The following is a 17,717-nucleotide window of genomic DNA, read 5'->3' on the forward strand; positions in this document are numbered from 1 at the left end:
TTAAATTATACTTTTGATAGATTTCCTAATCTATCTACTTTTAATTTCCAACAAACTGATTTAACCTGTACCAATTTTTCCTTATTATCTAATAGTATATTTCCATCAAAAAAATCTTGAATCCTCTCGCTTTTACTGTTTGTACCATTCTCATTTTTAATTATTTCTGATGAGTTTGAGTAAGGAACAAAATGAGCTTCTTTGTTAGTACAGCTTATGAATTTGTAAATTCTTTTTTTCTGTTGAATCGTTAAATTATTAAAGTCAGTTTTTTCATTATTTTTTAACGGTATATATACTAAATCATTAGGGGATAGAACTATTTCATTATTGTTTTCAGCACTTTGTGTTTCGATAATATTTTTCTTCTCGATTATTAGTGCGTTTCGTAATGGAATTGTTTCATAGTCTCTTAAATTTCCATTTTCTGTAATTCTAAAATGAAAATTTCCTCCAGTCTCAACCCATTTGTGACTATTTGAATTCTTATTTCCTATTTTAAATTTAAGAGTGGCACTTTCTGAAATAGGAAGTCTGAAAACGGGAATCCTTCTATTGGAATTAAAGTCGTTGATTCCTTCGATCGAAAATGCTTTGTCAATATCATTATCATTTATTTCTAAATGCTTTAATAATTCGTTTCTTAAGACAAAATCTGACACCTTATTGATTCGATCTACAACTGTATCATATGTTGGCAACGCTCCTGTACCTGTTCTTAAGGAAAGATTTGTAATTGGTTGTCTTTTTCTATATTTTATATTAGATATTTTAAAGTCTGCATATTCTACTTTTTTTTCTTCAAGAATCAATGGATTTTTCTTTAGATAACTTTCCGCCTTTCCAATCTTATTATCGTGCATTCCCAAAATTTCTTTAACAGCATCTCTTATCTTTTCATCAATTATTAAATTCGCTTTTCCTAAATTATCAATCACTTTAAGCCTGTCAAATTGTAATTTTATTTCTGCACTCGGATTATCAGTATGCAAAGGCTTTCTAATACTCCAGTGTTTTTGATTTTCATTCTTCTGAGATTTAAATTCCTTTTTTGGCTTACCATTACTATCCAAACTTATATTTCCATTTTCATCGTAATAACTTTCATATTTGTTGGATGATTTTGAAACAATCTTAAAGTCATTTTTAAAGGAAACAATACAGTTCTCCAAACATTCCAAAATTGTTTTTCTATAATCTTTATTGTAATTTGTAGTAAAACTATTCTTCCACAATAGATCCACAACCGAATCTTTTTCGTTATCTAAAGATTCTTTATTTCGAAATGAGCCCGGCAACATATACCTCCAAACTTTTTCATTCGGGTTTTCTTTATCTTTTTCACTGTACATTATTTGCCTTTTGATTCCCGCTCTTTGTTTCATTATAGCTTCCATCTTTCCTTTCTTTTTATTTGTAATTCCAGAATTGATGTTGTTGAAATACTGTACGTGATTTTCTGTACACAAAGCAATAATCAAAGCATCTAAAGCGTGATGGCGATGGTCTAATCTTTTGAGGTCGAACTTATCATTTTCTCCCAAAATATATTTCGTATTTATATCAAAATATTGACGTCCGCTTTTAGAAATAGTGTAACTGCCAAAATCTTCAGAGTTATGGATTTTATTAAGTCTTTCAAACCTAGGCTTTAAAAGCTCAGTCCAAATTTGGTTGACTTTCCATTCTTTTTTAAGTCGATCAGTAATTGCACCAGAAACCGGCAGCACATTTTTCGACCTAAATTCAACCTCGCCTTCTTCTCTTACAATGTGGCTTAAAAGTTCCATTGCTTTTCTTGCAATGTATTTGGTGTTATTAAGTTGGCTTTCTGTAAAACCTTTCGGAACTTCTTTTGAGAGCAGAATTAATCGTTTTGAATCTTTGAATTGAGATTTTACTAAACTCACGTAAGCATCTTCATCAATAAGACTAAATGTTACATTTTTGTTCAATTTATCGTCAAAGATAGTATGTGTTCGTCCTCCAAATTGCGCAATGAACTCTCTTCCGGTTCTGTGCGATTTGAACCTGTTAATTACAGCTTCACAAACCACTTTATTATTTAGTGAGTCATTTGTAATTGCTGCTCTGGAAAATATATGGTCAACATTATATTTATTACCGTCAAATAAATCTGTTAGCTTAATGATTTGATCGGTATAGGGAGACTTATAGCCTTGTTCAATCCAGAGTTTATATTTTTCAAAATCAGACTGTGTGATTTTTTGCTTTTTGAAAATTGCTTCAATATCAGTTTTACTAAATTTATCTTTATTATTTGAATAAAATTCTTTGTCGGAATAGCTTCTTACTTTAGCTCCATCTTCCACAATTTTCAATCGTTCAAAATGGTCTTGGTTTCCTCTTTTCGCATTGTAAGGAGAACTACTTAAAAATTCTTCCAGAATATTTCTTAGTCTGTTGTTTTCAGTTCTGCTGTTTTTCTGAAGCTCTATAATATCTTTCTTTTCTTTATTGGATTTCTGCAATTCTCTTGCGACTTCCAAATGAATTTCATTAAAGAATTTTTCTTCTGAATTTCCGTAGATTTCCCAGATATCAGCGACAACATTCAACGTTTCTTTCAGTACTTTTTCCGCAGTTGGATTGTTTAACGAGTGATGTTTCAGTTCCTTCATTATTTCCTCCCTTATTTTCATAGGGCTTTTCCAATATTTTGCTTGCGCTAATTCAGAATGTCTTCCGTAAATGAAATAAGAAGCTTGCGTTGGGTTTAAAAAATGAAAATCATCAACGGTTTCAAAGCTTTTAAATGTATTGAAAAGCCCTTTTGGAAAAGGAATTTCTCCATTTTTCACGTTTACATCATTTAAGATGACATCTTTCAAATCAATAGATTCAGCAGACCAATCTATTTCATTATTCTTTTTTATAATTGTATCTGCTCTTTGAACATACTTTTCCTGCCACTTTTCATTTGCTGTTTTAGCAGTTAAGAAATTTTCTCCGACTCTCATCACCGCAAGCATTTTGTTTAACGCCTTAACAGAATAAGATGTATATTTAGAAGTAAATTTTGGATAGTTTTCAAAATCTCTGCATAGCTTTTCTAGAATTTCTGGTGCAACATTTTCATCTTTAAAATATTTAATGAAAAAATTCCAGATACCTGTTTTCCCAAATTTGGGATTTGAAGAATCTTTAATCTGACTTACTTTTTTTCTTTCAGCGGAACTCACAGAATACAAATAATGCCATAACTCAATTTCTTTTTGTTGGGTCATAAACTCATTGAAACCATCAAATCCACAACGTTTAAAGCGAATTTCAAAACTTTTTCTCGTTTCGTTACCTTTAAATTCTTCCTCAACCGGATAGTTCCATAGAATTTTCCGTTCTCCCTTTTTACCGGTGTCCAACTTAAATTGTTCCTTACAAAACGCTAAAAAATCGTCAATAGCAACTGTTGATCTACCATTGAAATGATTAAATAAAGCTTGATAATTTTCAGGTTTAAAATATTGAGAAGTAATATCGACGTTGGTCTGAGAGTTTCCGTCAGCATCTTTAGATTCTAATTGAATCAATCTGATATTGTGTATTTTATCCCAAATTCTGAATTCCTGAAATAAAGGATGTGAAGCTGAAACCGCTTTTTTATAAACGGGAATTTCAACCACTTCTCCTGTCGAAATATTTACATCTTCTTTCCAGTAGTCGATTTCATATTTACAATCAGAGATTTCAGACTTTTTGGATTTTAATGGCCGCTGGTACAATAAAATATCTTCAATAAACAAGTTGGTTAGTGCTTGTTTATTTTGCAGAAGTGTTTTAGAGTGGTCTTTGTTGTGTGGGTAAAGGAGTTTTACACATTTCTCAAAAGTATCCTTATCATCTAAAGTCGATGTATGAAATTTTCTTTGTGTGTTAATTATTTGATACAATTCTTCCCGATAAAACTTTCTATCAATCGTCTGAAACAGACCTCCGATGATTTTGGATCTTTCTCCAGTTTTCGCGTCATTTTTTAATATATCATAAATTTTCGGGGAAATGAAATGCTTTGCACTTCTATCTTTATTCACAAATCCTTTGGAGATATTGTAAGAAATAACATCTTTTTCAGTTTTCTTTTTCAATAAACTCCAGTCTTTGCTTCCTTCACTATTAAAGTCCGGCAATTGTATACTTGGGATAACAGATTCAGGTTTTCCTGTGAAATCATATTTATTTGATACTACAAATAATTCTGTGATAACTTTGGATTCTTCCTTAATTTGCTTTTCTAGTTTTTGATAGCTTACATCAAACTTTTCTTTTTTCTTCTCAGTCCTCCAGCCATTTGTATAAATAAAATCATATTTGTGCTTAGATTTTTTATCATTAATATCAGTATGCTCAATATTAGCAAGCGTCAAATTATATAAATCACTGATTTGGTAAGTTGTCTTCTCATTAATTATATTACCTGCATCATCTAATTTTAAGATTTTAGTAACCTCTTTTACATCATCTTCAAAAGTCAATTGCTCGGCTGTGTATTCTTTATATTTGAAATTTTCAGCATCATTTAATGTAATTTCATAAAAGTCTCCATTTACATTAGCCTTCTTTTCTGTCTTAATAACTTTCAAGTCGAGTTTCTCCTTTATTTCATCAGACTTTTCATCCTCATTTTCAAAATCTTCCGAATCTGTTCCTCTTTTTTGATTATAACTGAGTAAAACCCAAGCCAATTCTTCTAATGATACCATTTGACTCATTGCTTTATTTCTTAGAAAATAAATTGTCCAGTCTTTAGGAACACGTTTTTTCTTTTCATTTTTAATCTCAGGATTGACTTTTTGCAAATCTTCAATCATTTCATTAAAAGCCTCTTCAAAATAGAAATCAAATTTATTCTCTAAATTCTTCGTTGGTAAATAAGCCATTTTGGGTTCTTTGCCTTCCTTAAATTGCCCACACTTTTTACCATTCTTTTCAAAGTCAATTTCAATTTTATAATGCTCTGGCAGAGCTTCCAAAAGATTTAGCACCAAATGTAAACGATCTCTTCTCAATAAGTAACGTTCTTTTGTAATCCTGGCACGATGCAAAGTTGTTCTTTTACCAGCTGCACTTTCCACTTTTTGTCCAGCATTAAATTTTGAAAACTCTTGACCATCCATCGGAATAATGCGAGAACCCAATGCGATTATTTTCAAAGTTTTATCTTCGTGATTGATTTTTATCAAAGCCCATCCAATTGAGTTTGTGCCTAAATCCAAGCCGAGTATATTTTTTGTCATAGCTGTTAATTTTGATAACTATGCTAAAGATAGCAATTAAAATTTTTCATCATTTAAGGTTTACCTTATTGCCGGATATAAAATATCTTCTATATTTGTTTCAGAAAGCAAATCACAATAAGGATTATTCCGTTGTGAAAACATTTGGGTTGCCTCTTGTCCACAAATCAGGAGGCTTTTTTATTTCTGTACATTTTCCCCAACTTAGCAGCATTAAATACCTATGCCGCCAGAGAAAAAAACACCATTAAACAAAAAACCAGTTGCCCGAAAACCTACTGTCAGAAAAGCTGTAACCCGAAAAGCAGCTGCAGGCAGAAAAAAGAAAAGTGGTATTTCGGTTCAGCTGAAGTTGGCTATTGCCGGTTTATTGCTGGTTTTGCTCTCGCCGTTTTATTATGGGTATGTATTAAAAAGTTTTGTGGCTACCTGGAGGTGGGTGAAGGATTGGGGTCAGGACCCGAATTACCGGACGTATGAAAGTTTTAATATTAAAATCCCCAAAAAATATACCGTTCACGGTATTGATGTTTCCTACTACCAGGGCAAAATAAACTGGCAACAGGTAAAGGAAATGAAGGAGGATGAGGTGAGTATCCGTTTTGCCTTTATTAAAGCCACTGAAGGATTAATGCTGGTTGATCCCTACTTTCAGCGCAACTGGCGTGAAGCCCCGAAAGCGGGGATTATTTGCGGAGCCTATCATTTTTTCAGACCAAAGAAGGATGGTAAAGCACAGGCTAAGTTTTTTTTACAGGTGGTGAATATAGAGAAAGGCGATTTGCCACCTGTTGTGGATATTGAATCGCTGGATGGTGTATCACCCTTAAAAATGCGGGCTGAACTGGCTGATTTCCTCAACTATGTAGAAATGAAAACGAAAGTAAGACCGATTATTTACACGGGGCTTAAGTTTTATGAAGATTATCTGGTTGATCATTTTGATGATTATCCTTTATGGATTGCGCATTACTACCAGCCAAAATTAAGAATGGATAAAAGCCGCTGGAGATTCTGGCAGCACTCTGATAAAGCCAAAATTAATGGCATTGGGCATGTGGTTGATTTTAATGCTTTTAATGGGGATAGTTTGGCGTTGGATCGGTTGTTGGTTCGTTAGCGATTGGTCATTAGTTCTTTTGTAATTGGTTCATTATTTATTAATAACAAGCTTTGTTTTTTTCGCTCTATGCCGCGGGGCATCAAACTTTTGAGGCATCAAAAGTATGCAAAAATGCTCTGTCAATCCAGCAATGGGCCTTTTTGCGCGTAGCCCTGGCACATCAAAAAAACAGCAGCACTTTGTTTTGTTCGTTTGGGGTTAGTGAACGGTTTTTGCAAGCATGAAGCACAAAACTCACTGCGTTTCAGGTTTGGTCGTGCTACTTGTTCTAGTCTGCACCTGTTTTTTTGATTTCGCTGGCCCTTGGGATTGACGGGCGTACTTCGGTAAGGGTTGTGGATTGGTGAAAGGTGGTTAGCAAAGCGCGAAAAATAGTACTGTTGATTGGAAAAGAATTTAGTTACGCTAAGGGTTTTCCGCTCTATGCCGCGGGGCATGGTGGTTTTTCGCTGTCTTGAGCTGTGCTCAAGAATGCTGCACATTTTGTCGCGCCATAGTACCCAAAGCGCTTCGTCAATTCAGGTAAGTCCCGATTTTTCTCCGGATTGATAGGTGTACTTCAGTAAAAACCTAAGTATTATTAAAGCAAGCTAACATAATGCCTAATAATCCATGCAGAAGATGCGTGCGTGCACTAGCACTTTTGGATAAGTAATCTGTAAAAGGTTCAATATGTCGTTAATCAATAATGACTGAGTATTGATTTCGACGGTTAATTGTTTAAATGGGTTAATCGACTCCAAACGCTCAATTCCAAACTAAACCGTCCAGCTTTCACATTTCTCCAGAAAAAACTCATCCGCTTCTGCACCGATACCGATTTCTTCCGGTACGTCCAAAAAGTAACCATTATAGGTGAGTCCGCCAACAACGGGATCAGCCAGGTGGCCTAACAGTGCCGTATCTAAATCAAAAAACTCAACGTTAGGGCTGGCCAATGCGAAATGCAGGTTGGCGCTTAAGGCAATCCGGCTTTCGAGCATACTGCCAATCATACATTTTACACCATGTTTTAGGGCTTCTTCATGTATTTTCTGCGCTTCTAAAATGCCGCCAGATTTTGAAAATTTAATGTTTAAGTAAGTGGTAGACTGGCTATTGATCAGTTTTCGGGCATCATGGTGGTTATAACAGCTTTCATCAGCCATCAGTTTAATCGGCGAATTTACATTCAGCTCGGGTAATTGATCATCATACCAGGTGCGCATAGGCTGTTCGCAGAATTCGATATTATATTTTTCCAGTTCGCCCAAAGCAAATAAAGCCTCATCAAAACTCCAGCCCTGGTTGGCATCCAGTCGTAAAATCAAATCTTCGCCCACTGCTTCGCGGATCTGTTTTACCCTTTCGATATCATCATGCACTTTTTTGCCCAGCTTAATTTTTAAAATCCGGCAACCCTGATCTTTATATTTCAAAGCGGTGTTGGCCATGCCCTCCGGCGTATCGATACCAATGGTCATATCGGTTTCTATCATGCGTTTGGTGCCGCCCAGGAATTTATAGAGCGGTAAGTTTGCATTTTTGGCGGCAATATCAAATAATGCCATATCGAAAGCACTTTTTATAGTGGCGTTATGATCGGCATAACCCAATAAATCGTTCATCCGCTCCGGAATATCTAAGGGATCTTTACCTTTTAAAATAGCGGCGAAATCTTTGGCCATGGCAATGCAGGTTTCCTGTGTTTCGCCCACAATCATCGGGAAAGCAGAGCATTCGCCAATGCCATGGATGCCCGTATCAGTATAAATGCGGATCAATACGTTCTGGGCAAAATGCATGGTTCCGGTGGCAATTACAAAAGGTTCCATCGGGATGCTGAAACGGTATATTTCGGTATGGGTGATTTTCATGTTTTGAGGTTGAAGGCTGAAGGTTGAGGGTTTAGAGTGTAAGGTTTAGGGTGTAATGTTTAGGGTTTAGGGTGTAAGGTGGAAAGTATAGGGTGTAAAGTTTAGGGTTTAGAGATTCCGAAACTTGATAAAAGCCGATAATGTGTCCAACTCAATTCGTGACGCACTGCGTCACGAATTGGAAATGACTTGTAAAAGCCTCTTATATTTCGAAGATTGCTTTCATCAAAACCTTTCCCAAATTCCAAAGTTAATTGATTTGAAAGGGTCTTTAAGGTCGCAGCACCATAATCTGCTCGCAATTTTCCCTGTTGCTCGTCCTCAATAATAAGCTTTCCGATTTGCCAATATGATTCTAGCAATGCAGAATTTGCCGCACGGAATACTTTCAAACGAGATTGGCTGATCATCGCCTTTATGGCATTAAATAAATCATTTTTGCTCAATTCCATTCCTCCAGATAGATTTCCAACTAAAGTATAAAAACAAAAACTAAATCGGAACAGGTTTGTAGATTATTAATAGATTTACGCCTCGAAATAAATTCCATTTTCCCTCTAACATTTTACATCATCCGTCATGTCAGATACCAATAACTTAATCCACGCTTCCTCTCCATATTTGCTGCAACATGCCCATAACCCGGTTGATTGGTATGAGTGGGGAACGGAGGCATTAGAAAAGGCCAAAGCCGAAAACAAATTGATTCTGGTGAGTATTGGTTACTCGGCCTGCCATTGGTGCCATGTAATGGAGCGCGAAAGTTTCGAAAACCATGAAGTGGCCGAAGTGATGAACAGGCATTTTGTATGTATTAAAGTAGACCGGGAGGAACGTCCGGATATAGACCAGATTTATATGTACGCCATCCAACTCATGACCGGTAGTGGTGGCTGGCCTTTAAATTGTATCTGTTTGCCCGATCAGCGGCCAATTTATGGTGGCACTTATTTTAGGAAAAACGATTGGATCAATATTCTGGAAAATGTGGCTGCACTTTGGGCAAATGAACCTGATAAAGCCATTCAGTATGCTGAGCGCTTAACCTCAGGCATTAAAGACAGCGAAAAAATTATTGCATCGGTAAGCGAAGAAGAGTATACACACGAACATTTAACTGAAATTATCGAACCCTGGAAACGCCATTTCGACATCGGCTACGGAGGATATAACCGTGCCCCCAAATTTCCCTTGCCCAATAATTGGATCTTTTTATTGCGTTACGGTTTTTTAAAAGATGATGAAGCTGTTTTTACAGCGGTTTGCCACACGCTCGAAGAAATGAGCAGGGGCGGGATTTATGACCAGATTGGAGGCGGTTTTGCCCGTTATTCGGTTGATGACAGATGGCATGTGCCACATTTTGAAAAGATGCTTTATGATAATGCGCAGCTGATCAGTTTATATGCCGAGGCTTACCAGTGTACCAAATTCGACTCTTTTAAACAGACTGTGGTAGAAACCATTAATTGGGTGTTTGACGAAATGACATCAACCGATGGCTTGTTTTATTCGGCACTGGATGCGGATAGCGAAGGAATAGAGGGTAAATTTTATGTTTGGGATAAAGCAGCATTTGATGAGGTTTTGGGAGAAGATGCCCAACTGATCGGCGCTTATTATAACGTTACGGAAGAAGGCAACTGGGAAGAAGAACAGACCAATATTTTACGGAAAACGATCAGCGATGACGATCTGATCGCTCAGTTTGACATTTCGGCAGAAGTGTTAAACGATAAGGTAAATTCAGCTAAGCAAAAATTGTTAGCCGTTCGCAATAAAAGAATCAGGCCAGGTTTGGATGATAAGTGTTTAACCGCCTGGAACGGCATGATGATTAAAGCTTTGGCTGATGCTGCAGCCGTATTAAATCATCAGGCTTATTACGAAAAAGCCTCAACTGCAGCCCATTTTATCCTGGATCAATTAAAAACTGAAAATGGCGGCTTATACCGGAATTACAAAAACGGAAAGGCCTCTATTACGGGTTTCCTGGATGATTATGCTTTTTTCATAGAAGCATTAATTGCCCTTTACGAAGCTGATTTTAACGAACAATGGCTGGAAGAGGCAAAAACATTGACCGATTATGTAATGGCCAATTTTACGGACCCGGATTCGCCGATGTTTTTTTATACCTCTGCAGAAAGTGAAGATTTAATAGCCCGCAAGCATGAAGTGATGGATAATGTAATCCCCGCTTCGAACTCTGCCATGGCGCAGAATTTGCAAAAACTGGGCTTGCTGTTTGATCTGCAAGCCTATACCGAAAAAGCTTCAGCCATGCTTGCTGCAGTTCAGCCGAAGATTAAAAGTTACGGTTCTGCCTACTCCAACTGGGCCATCCAATTGCTGAACGAAATTTATGGCATAAACGAAATTGCCATTACCGGATTAGAAACCGATGTGGTGAAACTGGAGTTGAGCGGGCATTATATTCCAAACAAAATTACATTAGGCGGAACAAAAAGTAACTTACCGCTGTTAAAAGGTAAGCAAAGCAATGAAACAAAAGTTTATATTTGCCGAAATAAAGTATGCCAGTTGCCGGTTAACACTGTTGAGGAAGCATTATTGTATGTACAATAAATAAATTTAAATGAATATTTCACCAAACTCTGTAGTAGCGTTAACTTACGAATTACATACTACTAACGAAGAAGGACAACAAGTTTTTGTAGAAAAAGCTGACGAACAAAATCCTTTAGTATTTTTATATGGCGTTGGCATGATGCTGCCTAAATTTGAAGAGCATTTAACTGGTTTGAAAACCGGAGATGAATATTCATTTGAGCTATCTGCAGCAGATGGTTATGGCGAGGTTGATCCGGGTGCTTTTGCCGATCTGCCAAAAACGATGTTTACCGAAGCCGGTGGCGAATTGCCAAACGTTGGTGATGTGATTCCATTGCAGGATAACAACGGTAACCAGTTCAGGGCAGGTGTTACCGCTGTGCACGACGAGACCATCTCTGTAGATTTAAACCACCCAATGGCTGGTAAAAATTTAATGTTTAGCGGTGTGATTTTAAATGTACGTGAAGCTACTCAGGATGAATTGGCCCACGGTCATGCGCATGGTGCTGATGGACATTCAGGTCACTAGTTGATATAAACGATTTTAAAGAAGTCAAGTTTAAATATTCGCTTTGCAATTTAAACTTGACTTCTTTTTTTATAGCCTTTAATCCTGAAAAACCTCTTCCAAAACGAGTTTAAGGCCGGGAATAATTTTAGTGGTCACCTCTTCACCTTCGGTAAGCATTTTGGTGGGCTGAAATTTGCCATTTTCATCGAGAATATACCTGAAAAACGTTTTGTGTGTAGGGCTTACAATCCAATATTCTTTTACGCCGGCCTCTTCATAAACCTCGTATTTATTGATCAGCTCTTTTTTGTTATTCCCTGGTGATAAAATCTCGACGACAATATCGGGTGTACCGATACAGCCACGCTGATCTAATTTAGTTGGATCGCAAACCACCACAATATCAGGTTGCACCACAGTGGAAATTTCTTTATCATCCTGCATTTTCCTGGCTAAACGTACATCAAAAGGCGCAGAATAAACACGACAGGACTTGCCTTTGAGCGCATTGTATATTGGACCGAAAATGTTGCCTGAAATTCCCTGGTGAATTCGCGAAGGGGCAGGGCTCATTTTAAATAACCGCCCTTTAATAATTTCCAAGCGCTCTTCAAATTCGAAGCGCATATAATCTGCATAACTGTATAAAGCAGAAAAATCAACCTCATTTAGCGTTTTGTACGCAGGTTGTTCATCTTCAGTTGGGTAAGGTTTAATATTTGTCATACACCATTAGTCTTTAAATACTTCCTCCAGAATCAGCCTAAAACCAGGGATGATTTTGGTCGTTACCTCTTCACCTTCGGTAAGCATTTTGGTGGGCTGAAATTTGCCGTTCTCACCGAGGATATACCTGAAAAATGTTTTGTGAGAAGGACTTACAATCCAATACTCTTTTACACCGGCTTCTTCGTAAACCTCGTATTTATTAATGAGTTCTTTTTTATTATTACCAGGTGATAAAATCTCGACCACTATATCCGGAGCGCCAATGCATCCACGCTTATCGAGTTTAGATTGATCACAAACCACCACAATATCGGGCTGTACCACTGTGAAAACTTCTCTGTCAGCTTGTGTTTTCTTCGCTAATCGTACATCAAAAGGGGCTGAGTACACTTCGCATGGATGACCATTTAACGCATTGTAAATTGGATTGAAAATTCTCCCGGATATTTTTTGATGTATCCTGGAAGGGGCAGGGATCATCTCGAAAATGTAACCTTTGATAATTTCTAAGCGTTCTTCAAATTCGAAGCGCATATAATCTGCATAACTGTAAGTAGCAGAAAAATCTATCTCGTTAAGGGTTTTAACCGGAGGTAGCTCATCTTCGGAAGGGTAGGATTTAACATTTTTCATATATAAGGCGTTTAAACCAAATATACTAAATATCTTAGTTTTTTAAAAGTCGATTTTTAAACGCAATCCACCGTTGGTCAGGTTTAGGTTTTCTTTAGAGAAAGTTTTCATGGGCAACCTTAAAAACGGCTCAATAGCAATATTGTTCTTTTTGGAGATTTTTTGCTTGTAGCCAAACGAGAAATTGTAGAATCCGATGTATTTATCAGGATCTATGCTGGCTTCGGGTTGCGGCTCAACCTTTTTTTCCTGTACAATCATGGTTTTAGAATCTGCGTAACCATTTACTGCGGGAGCAGCAAAACTTTGAACCTGATTAACGATGTAACTGTTTTGCTGCGAATTATTTAACACGGCAAGTGCAGAAACACCAACATTGGTATAAAGTTTATCGCTGATGTTGTATTTTAATTCTAAAGGCACATTGATTCCACGCACTTTGGCATCTACCGAAGCTAAATTTTTACCTGATAAAGTTTGTGGCGCAGAAGCGTTTAATGATTCTGTTGTGCTGATTGATGCATAAGATACACCAGAGCTGATGGACAATTTACCGGCGATGGCATATGATAAAGAAAACCCATAATTCATGGTTACTTTATTGTCGTTACCCATAGCCGGGGCAACATATACATCGGGTTGCCATTTAGAGTTACCATTATTCGTTTTATCGGCAGGTTTCTGTTTGTTCACGTAAGTATCATGAGCCAGCAGTTTCTCAAAATCTGTTGGCATATTAATGGGCAGAGGTTTTTTCTTTTCCGTTAAAATGTCAAACGGTTTTGATTTCAAATCAGACAGATTGATCACCGAAAGATGATTGTCCAACTGCTTAAGGTTAGCTGGAGTGATTTCTTCAGAGGTGTTTAAGGCTGCATCATCATACTGTTGTTCGGTTTTAGCTGCTAAAATTTCATTAGTGATATTATTTTGATTAACGGTTAGGCTACTTGTGATAATGGCATCTTTATCAACATCATTCAAAGATGGGCCTATGTTTTTTGGAGAAATTGAAATATCGGTATCTCCATGAGCAGACTGATGATCGGTATTAGGTTTGGTTAGGGCAACATTTATTTGCTGATTGAAGTTTTTTTGCGCAAAAAATATAGCTCCGAAAATCAACACTAAGGCAGCAGCAGCCCACAAAGGCCAGAAAGTGAAATCTCTTTTCTTATTTTCTTGCTGCGAAAAGCGCTCCCACGCACCATTAGCATAAGCTTCCTCATGGCTTTGGAGTTGCGCGGTAATATGCTCAATTAATTCCTTATCCATTTTTTTCATATGAATTGACCATGGTATTTAAGTAAAGGGTACGTAACTTATTTTTAGATCGCGTAAGATAAACACGACTGGAACTTTCAGGAATGTTTAACATTTTCGCAATTTCATCATGGGCAAAGCCCTCAATTTCGTATAAGTTAAATACCAGTCGTTGCGTATCTGGTAAGTGGTTTAGTAAATTCAAAATATCGTTAACGTGTAGTTCTGAAGCAACCGAAACCTGGGTAGCCGGATGTTCGCTTTCTGCCAGATCATCCACATAAAACTGAGCTTTGGCACTGCGAAGCTTATCTATAGCCGTCCGCGAAGCAATCTGGGCAATCCAGCCTTTAAACGATCGTTGTAATTCTTCCGGATTCTTTGGTGCTTTGAAACCTCCAACATGTTTGAAAATCTTGATAAAACTGTCATTTACAAGTTCTTCACTATCTGAAGTATTTTTGGTATACCTTAAAATTATACCCATTAGATAGCCATAAAATGATTTATACATCATTTCTTTACAGCTATTGTCGTTTTTTACACAGCCTTTTAAAATTTCCTCAAAACTGAGTATTTTTTTTATCACCCTGTAAAGGACTATTGATTAAAGGTTTATCATACTTAATTTATGGTAAATTTAAGAAAATAACACCGCCCAATTTTGGGCGGTGCCAATTTTCCTTTCCACAGGTAGAGAGAAATCTTCTATTTGTTCGTCATCACCGATAAGCCGAGTCCGGTACTATCGGTTTTGCTTGATAAGCCTTTGGCCCAGATGGTATAAATTTTACCTTTTTCAATTTTAACTGCTGGCAAACTTACCTTAACTGTTCCACCTTGTTTTAATTGAAAGGTATAACTGTCATTTGGTGCGATATTGCTAAAAGTTGTAAATTCTTTAAATGCCTTTGCAGTGAATAAGGGCGCATCTGTACCTGCAATGGCCAGATCAAATGCCGCAGAACCCGGACTTAAGTTGACGAAACGAACTTTGGCCTTATCGGTTTCAGGTGCTTTCAAATCATCCTCCAGGATCAAAAGTTTGGTTGATTTTAATGTATCTACCACGAAAACCGAATAAAACGACCCTGATTTTAAAGTTGCATTCGCAGTAGTTAAATATTTTAAGGTATCCTTTTTTGCAACACCCACTAACCTGATGCCCGGATAAGCCGCATAGTAGCCAAGATCTTTAGTATAAGTGAAACTATTGATTTTTTGGTTATCCAAAATAAAATCAAGCGCAGCTGTACCCGGCGAGGCATGCACAAAGCCAATACCGGCAGCTTCTATCGGATCATTGTTAAAGTCTTTTTTACAGGCCGTTATGGTTAAAGTGATCGCAAGGAGAGAGAGGATAATTTTTGTCGTAATGCTAAAATTTTTCAAATCCGTTTTCATTTTAATGTTTAAATCAATTTCTGAACAAAATTGGTTAATGGCCATTAACGCTTTTTTCTTGTAAAACGATTAAGGCAATGAAAACGCTACAGTTGTTATAAGTTTTTTATAAAAGAAAAGCCACATGGTTTTCATGTGGCTCTAAAACAAATATTTTAAGCTTGAAATTAAGCGTACATTTCTTCTCTTAATTTCGCAACATCCGCATTGTTAATGTATTCATCGTAAGTCATTAACTTATCGATAGTACCTTTTGGGGTAATTTCGATAATACGGTTAGCTACGGTTTCCGTTAACTGGTGATCCCGTGAAGTAAACAATATGGTACCCTTAAAATCTTTCATGCCATTGTTCAGGGCTTCAATAGATTCTAAATCCAGGTGGTTGGTCGGCTCATCAAACATCAGTACATTAGCCTGTTGTAACATCATTCTCGAGAACATACAACGCATTTTTTCACCTCCTGATAATACCTTAACGTTTTTCAATACTTCCTCACCCGAGAATAACATACGGCCTAAAAAGCTGCGCACAAATTGTTCATCGGCATCGGTACCAGAATATTCGCGCAACCAGTCTACCAGGTTTTCGTCCTTGCCTGCAAAATATTCGGTATTATCATTCGGGATATCAGCCGTGCTGATGGTAACGCCCCATTTAAATTCACCTTTATGGTCGGTATCTCTACCGGTCAACACATCGTAAAATGCGGCAGTAGCTAAACTATTCTGAGATAATACAGCAATTTTATCGCCCTTGTTTACCATAAAGGTAACCTTATCGAACAATACGCCATCATTTCCAGTTTTGCCCAGGTTTTCTACCTGTAAAATCTGGTCGCCAGCCTCCCGGCCGGTATTGTTGAATATAATGGCCGGATATTTTCTGCTCGAAGCTTTGATTTCGGTAATATCAATTTTATCTAAAGCTTTTTTACGTGATGTAGCCTGCTTCGATTTGGAAGCATTGGCGCTGAACCTGCGGATAAACTCCTGAAGTTCCTTTACCTTATCTTCCATTTTTTTGTTCTGATCGCTGCGCTGTTTTAAGGCCAGCTGACTCGATTCGTACCAGAACGTATAGTTACCGGTGTAAATGCTCATTTTTGCGAAATCGATATCCACGATGTGGGTACAAACGGCGTCTAAAAAGTGCCTGTCGTGCGATACCACCAATACGATGTTCTGATAATCAGCCAGGAAATTCTCTAACCAGGCAATGGTTTCGATATCCAAATCGTTGGTAGGCTCATCCAGTAACAAGATATCGGGATTGCCGAAAAGGGCCTGAGCCAATAATACCCGTACTTTTTGTGTATTGTCCAGCTCTTTCAACAATTTATAGTGATTATCTTCGGTAATGCCCAGGTTGCTCAGCATGGTTGCTGCATTGCTCTCCATGTTCCAGCCATCCATTTCTGCAAAAAGATTTTCAAGCTCTCCGGCGCGTTCGCCATCTTTCTCCGAAAAATCTTCTTTCATATAAATGGCATCTTTCTCTTTCATAATGGCATAAAGTTCTTTATGGCCCATCATTACGGTTTCCAATACCGAAAACTCATCAAATTCGTAGTGGTTTTGTTTTAAAACCGCCATTCTCTCACCTGGAGTGAAAGCTACGCTTCCGGAGGTTTGACTTACTTCTCCCGATAAAATTTTAAGAAAAGTAGATTTACCAGCGCCGTTAGCCCCAATAACGCCATAGCAGTTGCCCTGGGTAAATTTAAGGTTAACATCTTCAAATAATGTGCGTTTGCCGTACCGTAATGATAAATTAGAAACTGAAATCATGCTATAATTGAAATAAGCCGCAAAGATACGTAAAAAGGTTGAGGGTAGGAAGGTATTTGCCTGCTGTAAAGTTGGAATGTTGTAAAGTTTAACGTTGTAAGGTTGGAATGTTTTAAAGTTAAAGGTTGGAATGTTGTAATGTTTTGAATGTTGTAATTTTATAAAGTTTAAACGCCGTATTGTTGGAAGGTTGATGTTTGGGAAACGAGGGGTTTGGTTCTTTGTGGCAGATGAAGCCCCGTTATCCGCTTTACTCCGTTGCACTGCGTGTTCGCTACTACCGGGTTTATTTTACAAAAGGGGAGAAGCTTTTGGCCAGTTGATTAAGATCTTGTTCAGTAAAATTAAAATCTAACAGGGAAATGAAATTAAGCGTACGTCATGCTCGCGCATGCGGGAATTTTAATGTACGCAGCATATTGTACTAAAATAAGGTTGTTTCATAAATCATTGTCATCCTGAGGAATAATTTATGGTATAAAAATCAATATAAATGACGTAACTGATTTCTTATGCCATACAGCACAGTCTTGCCTCGGCTCACCGCCGCCGAAGGGCTCTTACTTTTTGGCATCA

General features: G+C 37.3%; 12 protein-coding genes. 3 read left to right on the forward strand and 9 right to left on the reverse strand.

Features of this window, described 5'->3' with window-relative positions:
* Window positions 1-5: 5 nt before the first annotated feature.
* Complete coding sequence (gene cas9 / locus QZ738_RS19890) at window positions 6-5,255, reverse strand: type II CRISPR RNA-guided endonuclease Cas9 (protein ID WP_293789899.1); 5,250 nt, start codon at window positions 5,253-5,255, stop codon at window positions 6-8.
* Between the two features lie 223 nt (window positions 5,256-5,478).
* Here cas9 and QZ738_RS19895 point away from each other — a divergent pair, with 223 nt between their 5' ends.
* Window positions 5,479-6,375: a glycoside hydrolase family 25 protein gene (locus tag QZ738_RS19895; RefSeq protein WP_293789901.1), complete on the forward strand. Its 897-nt coding sequence runs from the start codon at window positions 5,479-5,481 to the stop codon at window positions 6,373-6,375.
* A gap of 761 nt (window positions 6,376-7,136) precedes the next feature.
* Here the strand turns inward: QZ738_RS19895 and QZ738_RS19900 are convergent.
* Window positions 7,137-8,234, reverse strand: a complete 1,098-nt coding sequence (locus QZ738_RS19900) for a mandelate racemase/muconate lactonizing enzyme family protein (protein ID WP_293789903.1) — start codon at window positions 8,232-8,234, stop codon at window positions 7,137-7,139.
* A 101-nt stretch (window positions 8,235-8,335) separates the two neighbouring features.
* Entirely contained in the window at window positions 8,336-8,686 is a 351-nt protein-coding gene (locus QZ738_RS19905) for a DUF1016 N-terminal domain-containing protein (RefSeq protein ID WP_293789905.1), read from the reverse strand.
* Window positions 8,687-8,813: 127 nt separating this feature from the next.
* On the opposite strand from QZ738_RS19905, the gene QZ738_RS19910 reads away from it, so the two are divergent.
* Both QZ738_RS19910 and QZ738_RS19915 read left to right on the forward strand, forming a co-directional pair.
* Window positions 8,814-10,823, forward strand: a complete 2,010-nt coding sequence (locus QZ738_RS19910; protein ID WP_293789907.1) for a thioredoxin domain-containing protein — start codon at window positions 8,814-8,816, stop codon at window positions 10,821-10,823.
* A 10-nt stretch (window positions 10,824-10,833) separates the two neighbouring features.
* Window positions 10,834-11,340, forward strand: a complete 507-nt coding sequence (locus QZ738_RS19915) for an FKBP-type peptidyl-prolyl cis-trans isomerase (protein WP_293789909.1) — start codon at window positions 10,834-10,836, stop codon at window positions 11,338-11,340.
* A gap of 78 nt (window positions 11,341-11,418) precedes the next feature.
* Here the strand turns inward: QZ738_RS19915 and QZ738_RS19920 are convergent, their stop codons facing one another.
* The 6 genes from QZ738_RS19920 to QZ738_RS19945 all read right to left on the reverse strand — a co-directional run bounded on the left by QZ738_RS19920 (window position 11,419) and on the right by QZ738_RS19945 (window position 17,141).
* Window positions 11,419-12,048 carry a Uma2 family endonuclease gene (locus QZ738_RS19920; RefSeq protein ID WP_293789911.1) on the reverse strand — a complete coding sequence of 210 codons (630 nt, stop codon included), beginning with the start codon at window positions 12,046-12,048 and terminating at the stop codon, window positions 11,419-11,421.
* Between the two features lie 6 nt (window positions 12,049-12,054).
* Window positions 12,055-12,684 carry a Uma2 family endonuclease gene (locus tag QZ738_RS19925; protein ID WP_293789913.1) on the reverse strand — a complete coding sequence of 210 codons (630 nt, stop codon included), beginning with the start codon at window positions 12,682-12,684 and terminating at the stop codon, window positions 12,055-12,057.
* Window positions 12,685-12,726: 42 nt separating this feature from the next.
* Window positions 12,727-13,959, reverse strand: a complete 1,233-nt coding sequence (locus QZ738_RS19930) for a hypothetical protein (RefSeq protein WP_293789915.1) — start codon at window positions 13,957-13,959, stop codon at window positions 12,727-12,729.
* Window positions 13,952-14,536, reverse strand: a complete 585-nt coding sequence (locus QZ738_RS19935; protein ID WP_293789917.1) for an RNA polymerase sigma factor — start codon at window positions 14,534-14,536, stop codon at window positions 13,952-13,954. Before QZ738_RS19935 ends, QZ738_RS19930 begins: the two co-directional genes overlap by 8 nt.
* 119 nt (window positions 14,537-14,655) lie before the next feature.
* Window positions 14,656-15,351 carry a DUF4397 domain-containing protein gene (locus QZ738_RS19940; protein ID WP_293789919.1) on the reverse strand — a complete coding sequence of 232 codons (696 nt, stop codon included), beginning with the start codon at window positions 15,349-15,351 and terminating at the stop codon, window positions 14,656-14,658.
* 167 nt (window positions 15,352-15,518) lie between these two features.
* A complete protein-coding gene (locus QZ738_RS19945) occupies window positions 15,519-17,141 on the reverse strand; it encodes an ABC-F family ATP-binding cassette domain-containing protein (protein WP_293789921.1) in 1,623 nt (540 codons plus the stop codon).
* Window positions 17,142-17,717: the final 576 nt, after the last annotated feature.

Source organism: uncultured Pedobacter sp. (genome assembly GCF_913776295.1).
GTDB lineage: Bacteria > Bacteroidota > Bacteroidia > Sphingobacteriales > Sphingobacteriaceae > Pedobacter.

Bases quoted from the DNA above. Each gene is read 5' to 3' on its own strand.
- QZ738_RS19920 (WP_293789911.1), bottom strand. From the start codon at position 12,048: ATGACAAATATTAAACCTTACCCAACTGAAGATGAACAACCTGCGTAC.
- cas9 (WP_293789899.1), bottom strand. From the start codon at position 5,255: ATGACAAAAAATATACTCGGCTTGGATTTAGGCACAAACTCAATTGGA.
- QZ738_RS19895 (WP_293789901.1), top strand. From the start codon at position 5,479: ATGCCGCCAGAGAAAAAAACACCATTAAACAAAAAACCAGTTGCCCGA.
- QZ738_RS19905 (WP_293789905.1), bottom strand. From the start codon at position 8,686: ATGGAATTGAGCAAAAATGATTTATTTAATGCCATAAAGGCGATGATC.
- QZ738_RS19910 (WP_293789907.1), top strand. From the start codon at position 8,814: ATGTCAGATACCAATAACTTAATCCACGCTTCCTCTCCATATTTGCTG.
- QZ738_RS19925 (WP_293789913.1), bottom strand. From the start codon at position 12,684: ATGAAAAATGTTAAATCCTACCCTTCCGAAGATGAGCTACCTCCGGTT.
- QZ738_RS19915 (WP_293789909.1), top strand. From the start codon at position 10,834: ATGAATATTTCACCAAACTCTGTAGTAGCGTTAACTTACGAATTACAT.
- QZ738_RS19945 (WP_293789921.1), bottom strand. From the start codon at position 17,141: ATGATTTCAGTTTCTAATTTATCATTACGGTACGGCAAACGCACATTA.
- QZ738_RS19940 (WP_293789919.1), bottom strand. From the start codon at position 15,351: ATGAAAACGGATTTGAAAAATTTTAGCATTACGACAAAAATTATCCTC.
- QZ738_RS19930 (WP_293789915.1), bottom strand. From the start codon at position 13,959: ATGGATAAGGAATTAATTGAGCATATTACCGCGCAACTCCAAAGCCAT.
- QZ738_RS19900 (WP_293789903.1), bottom strand. From the start codon at position 8,234: ATGAAAATCACCCATACCGAAATATACCGTTTCAGCATCCCGATGGAA.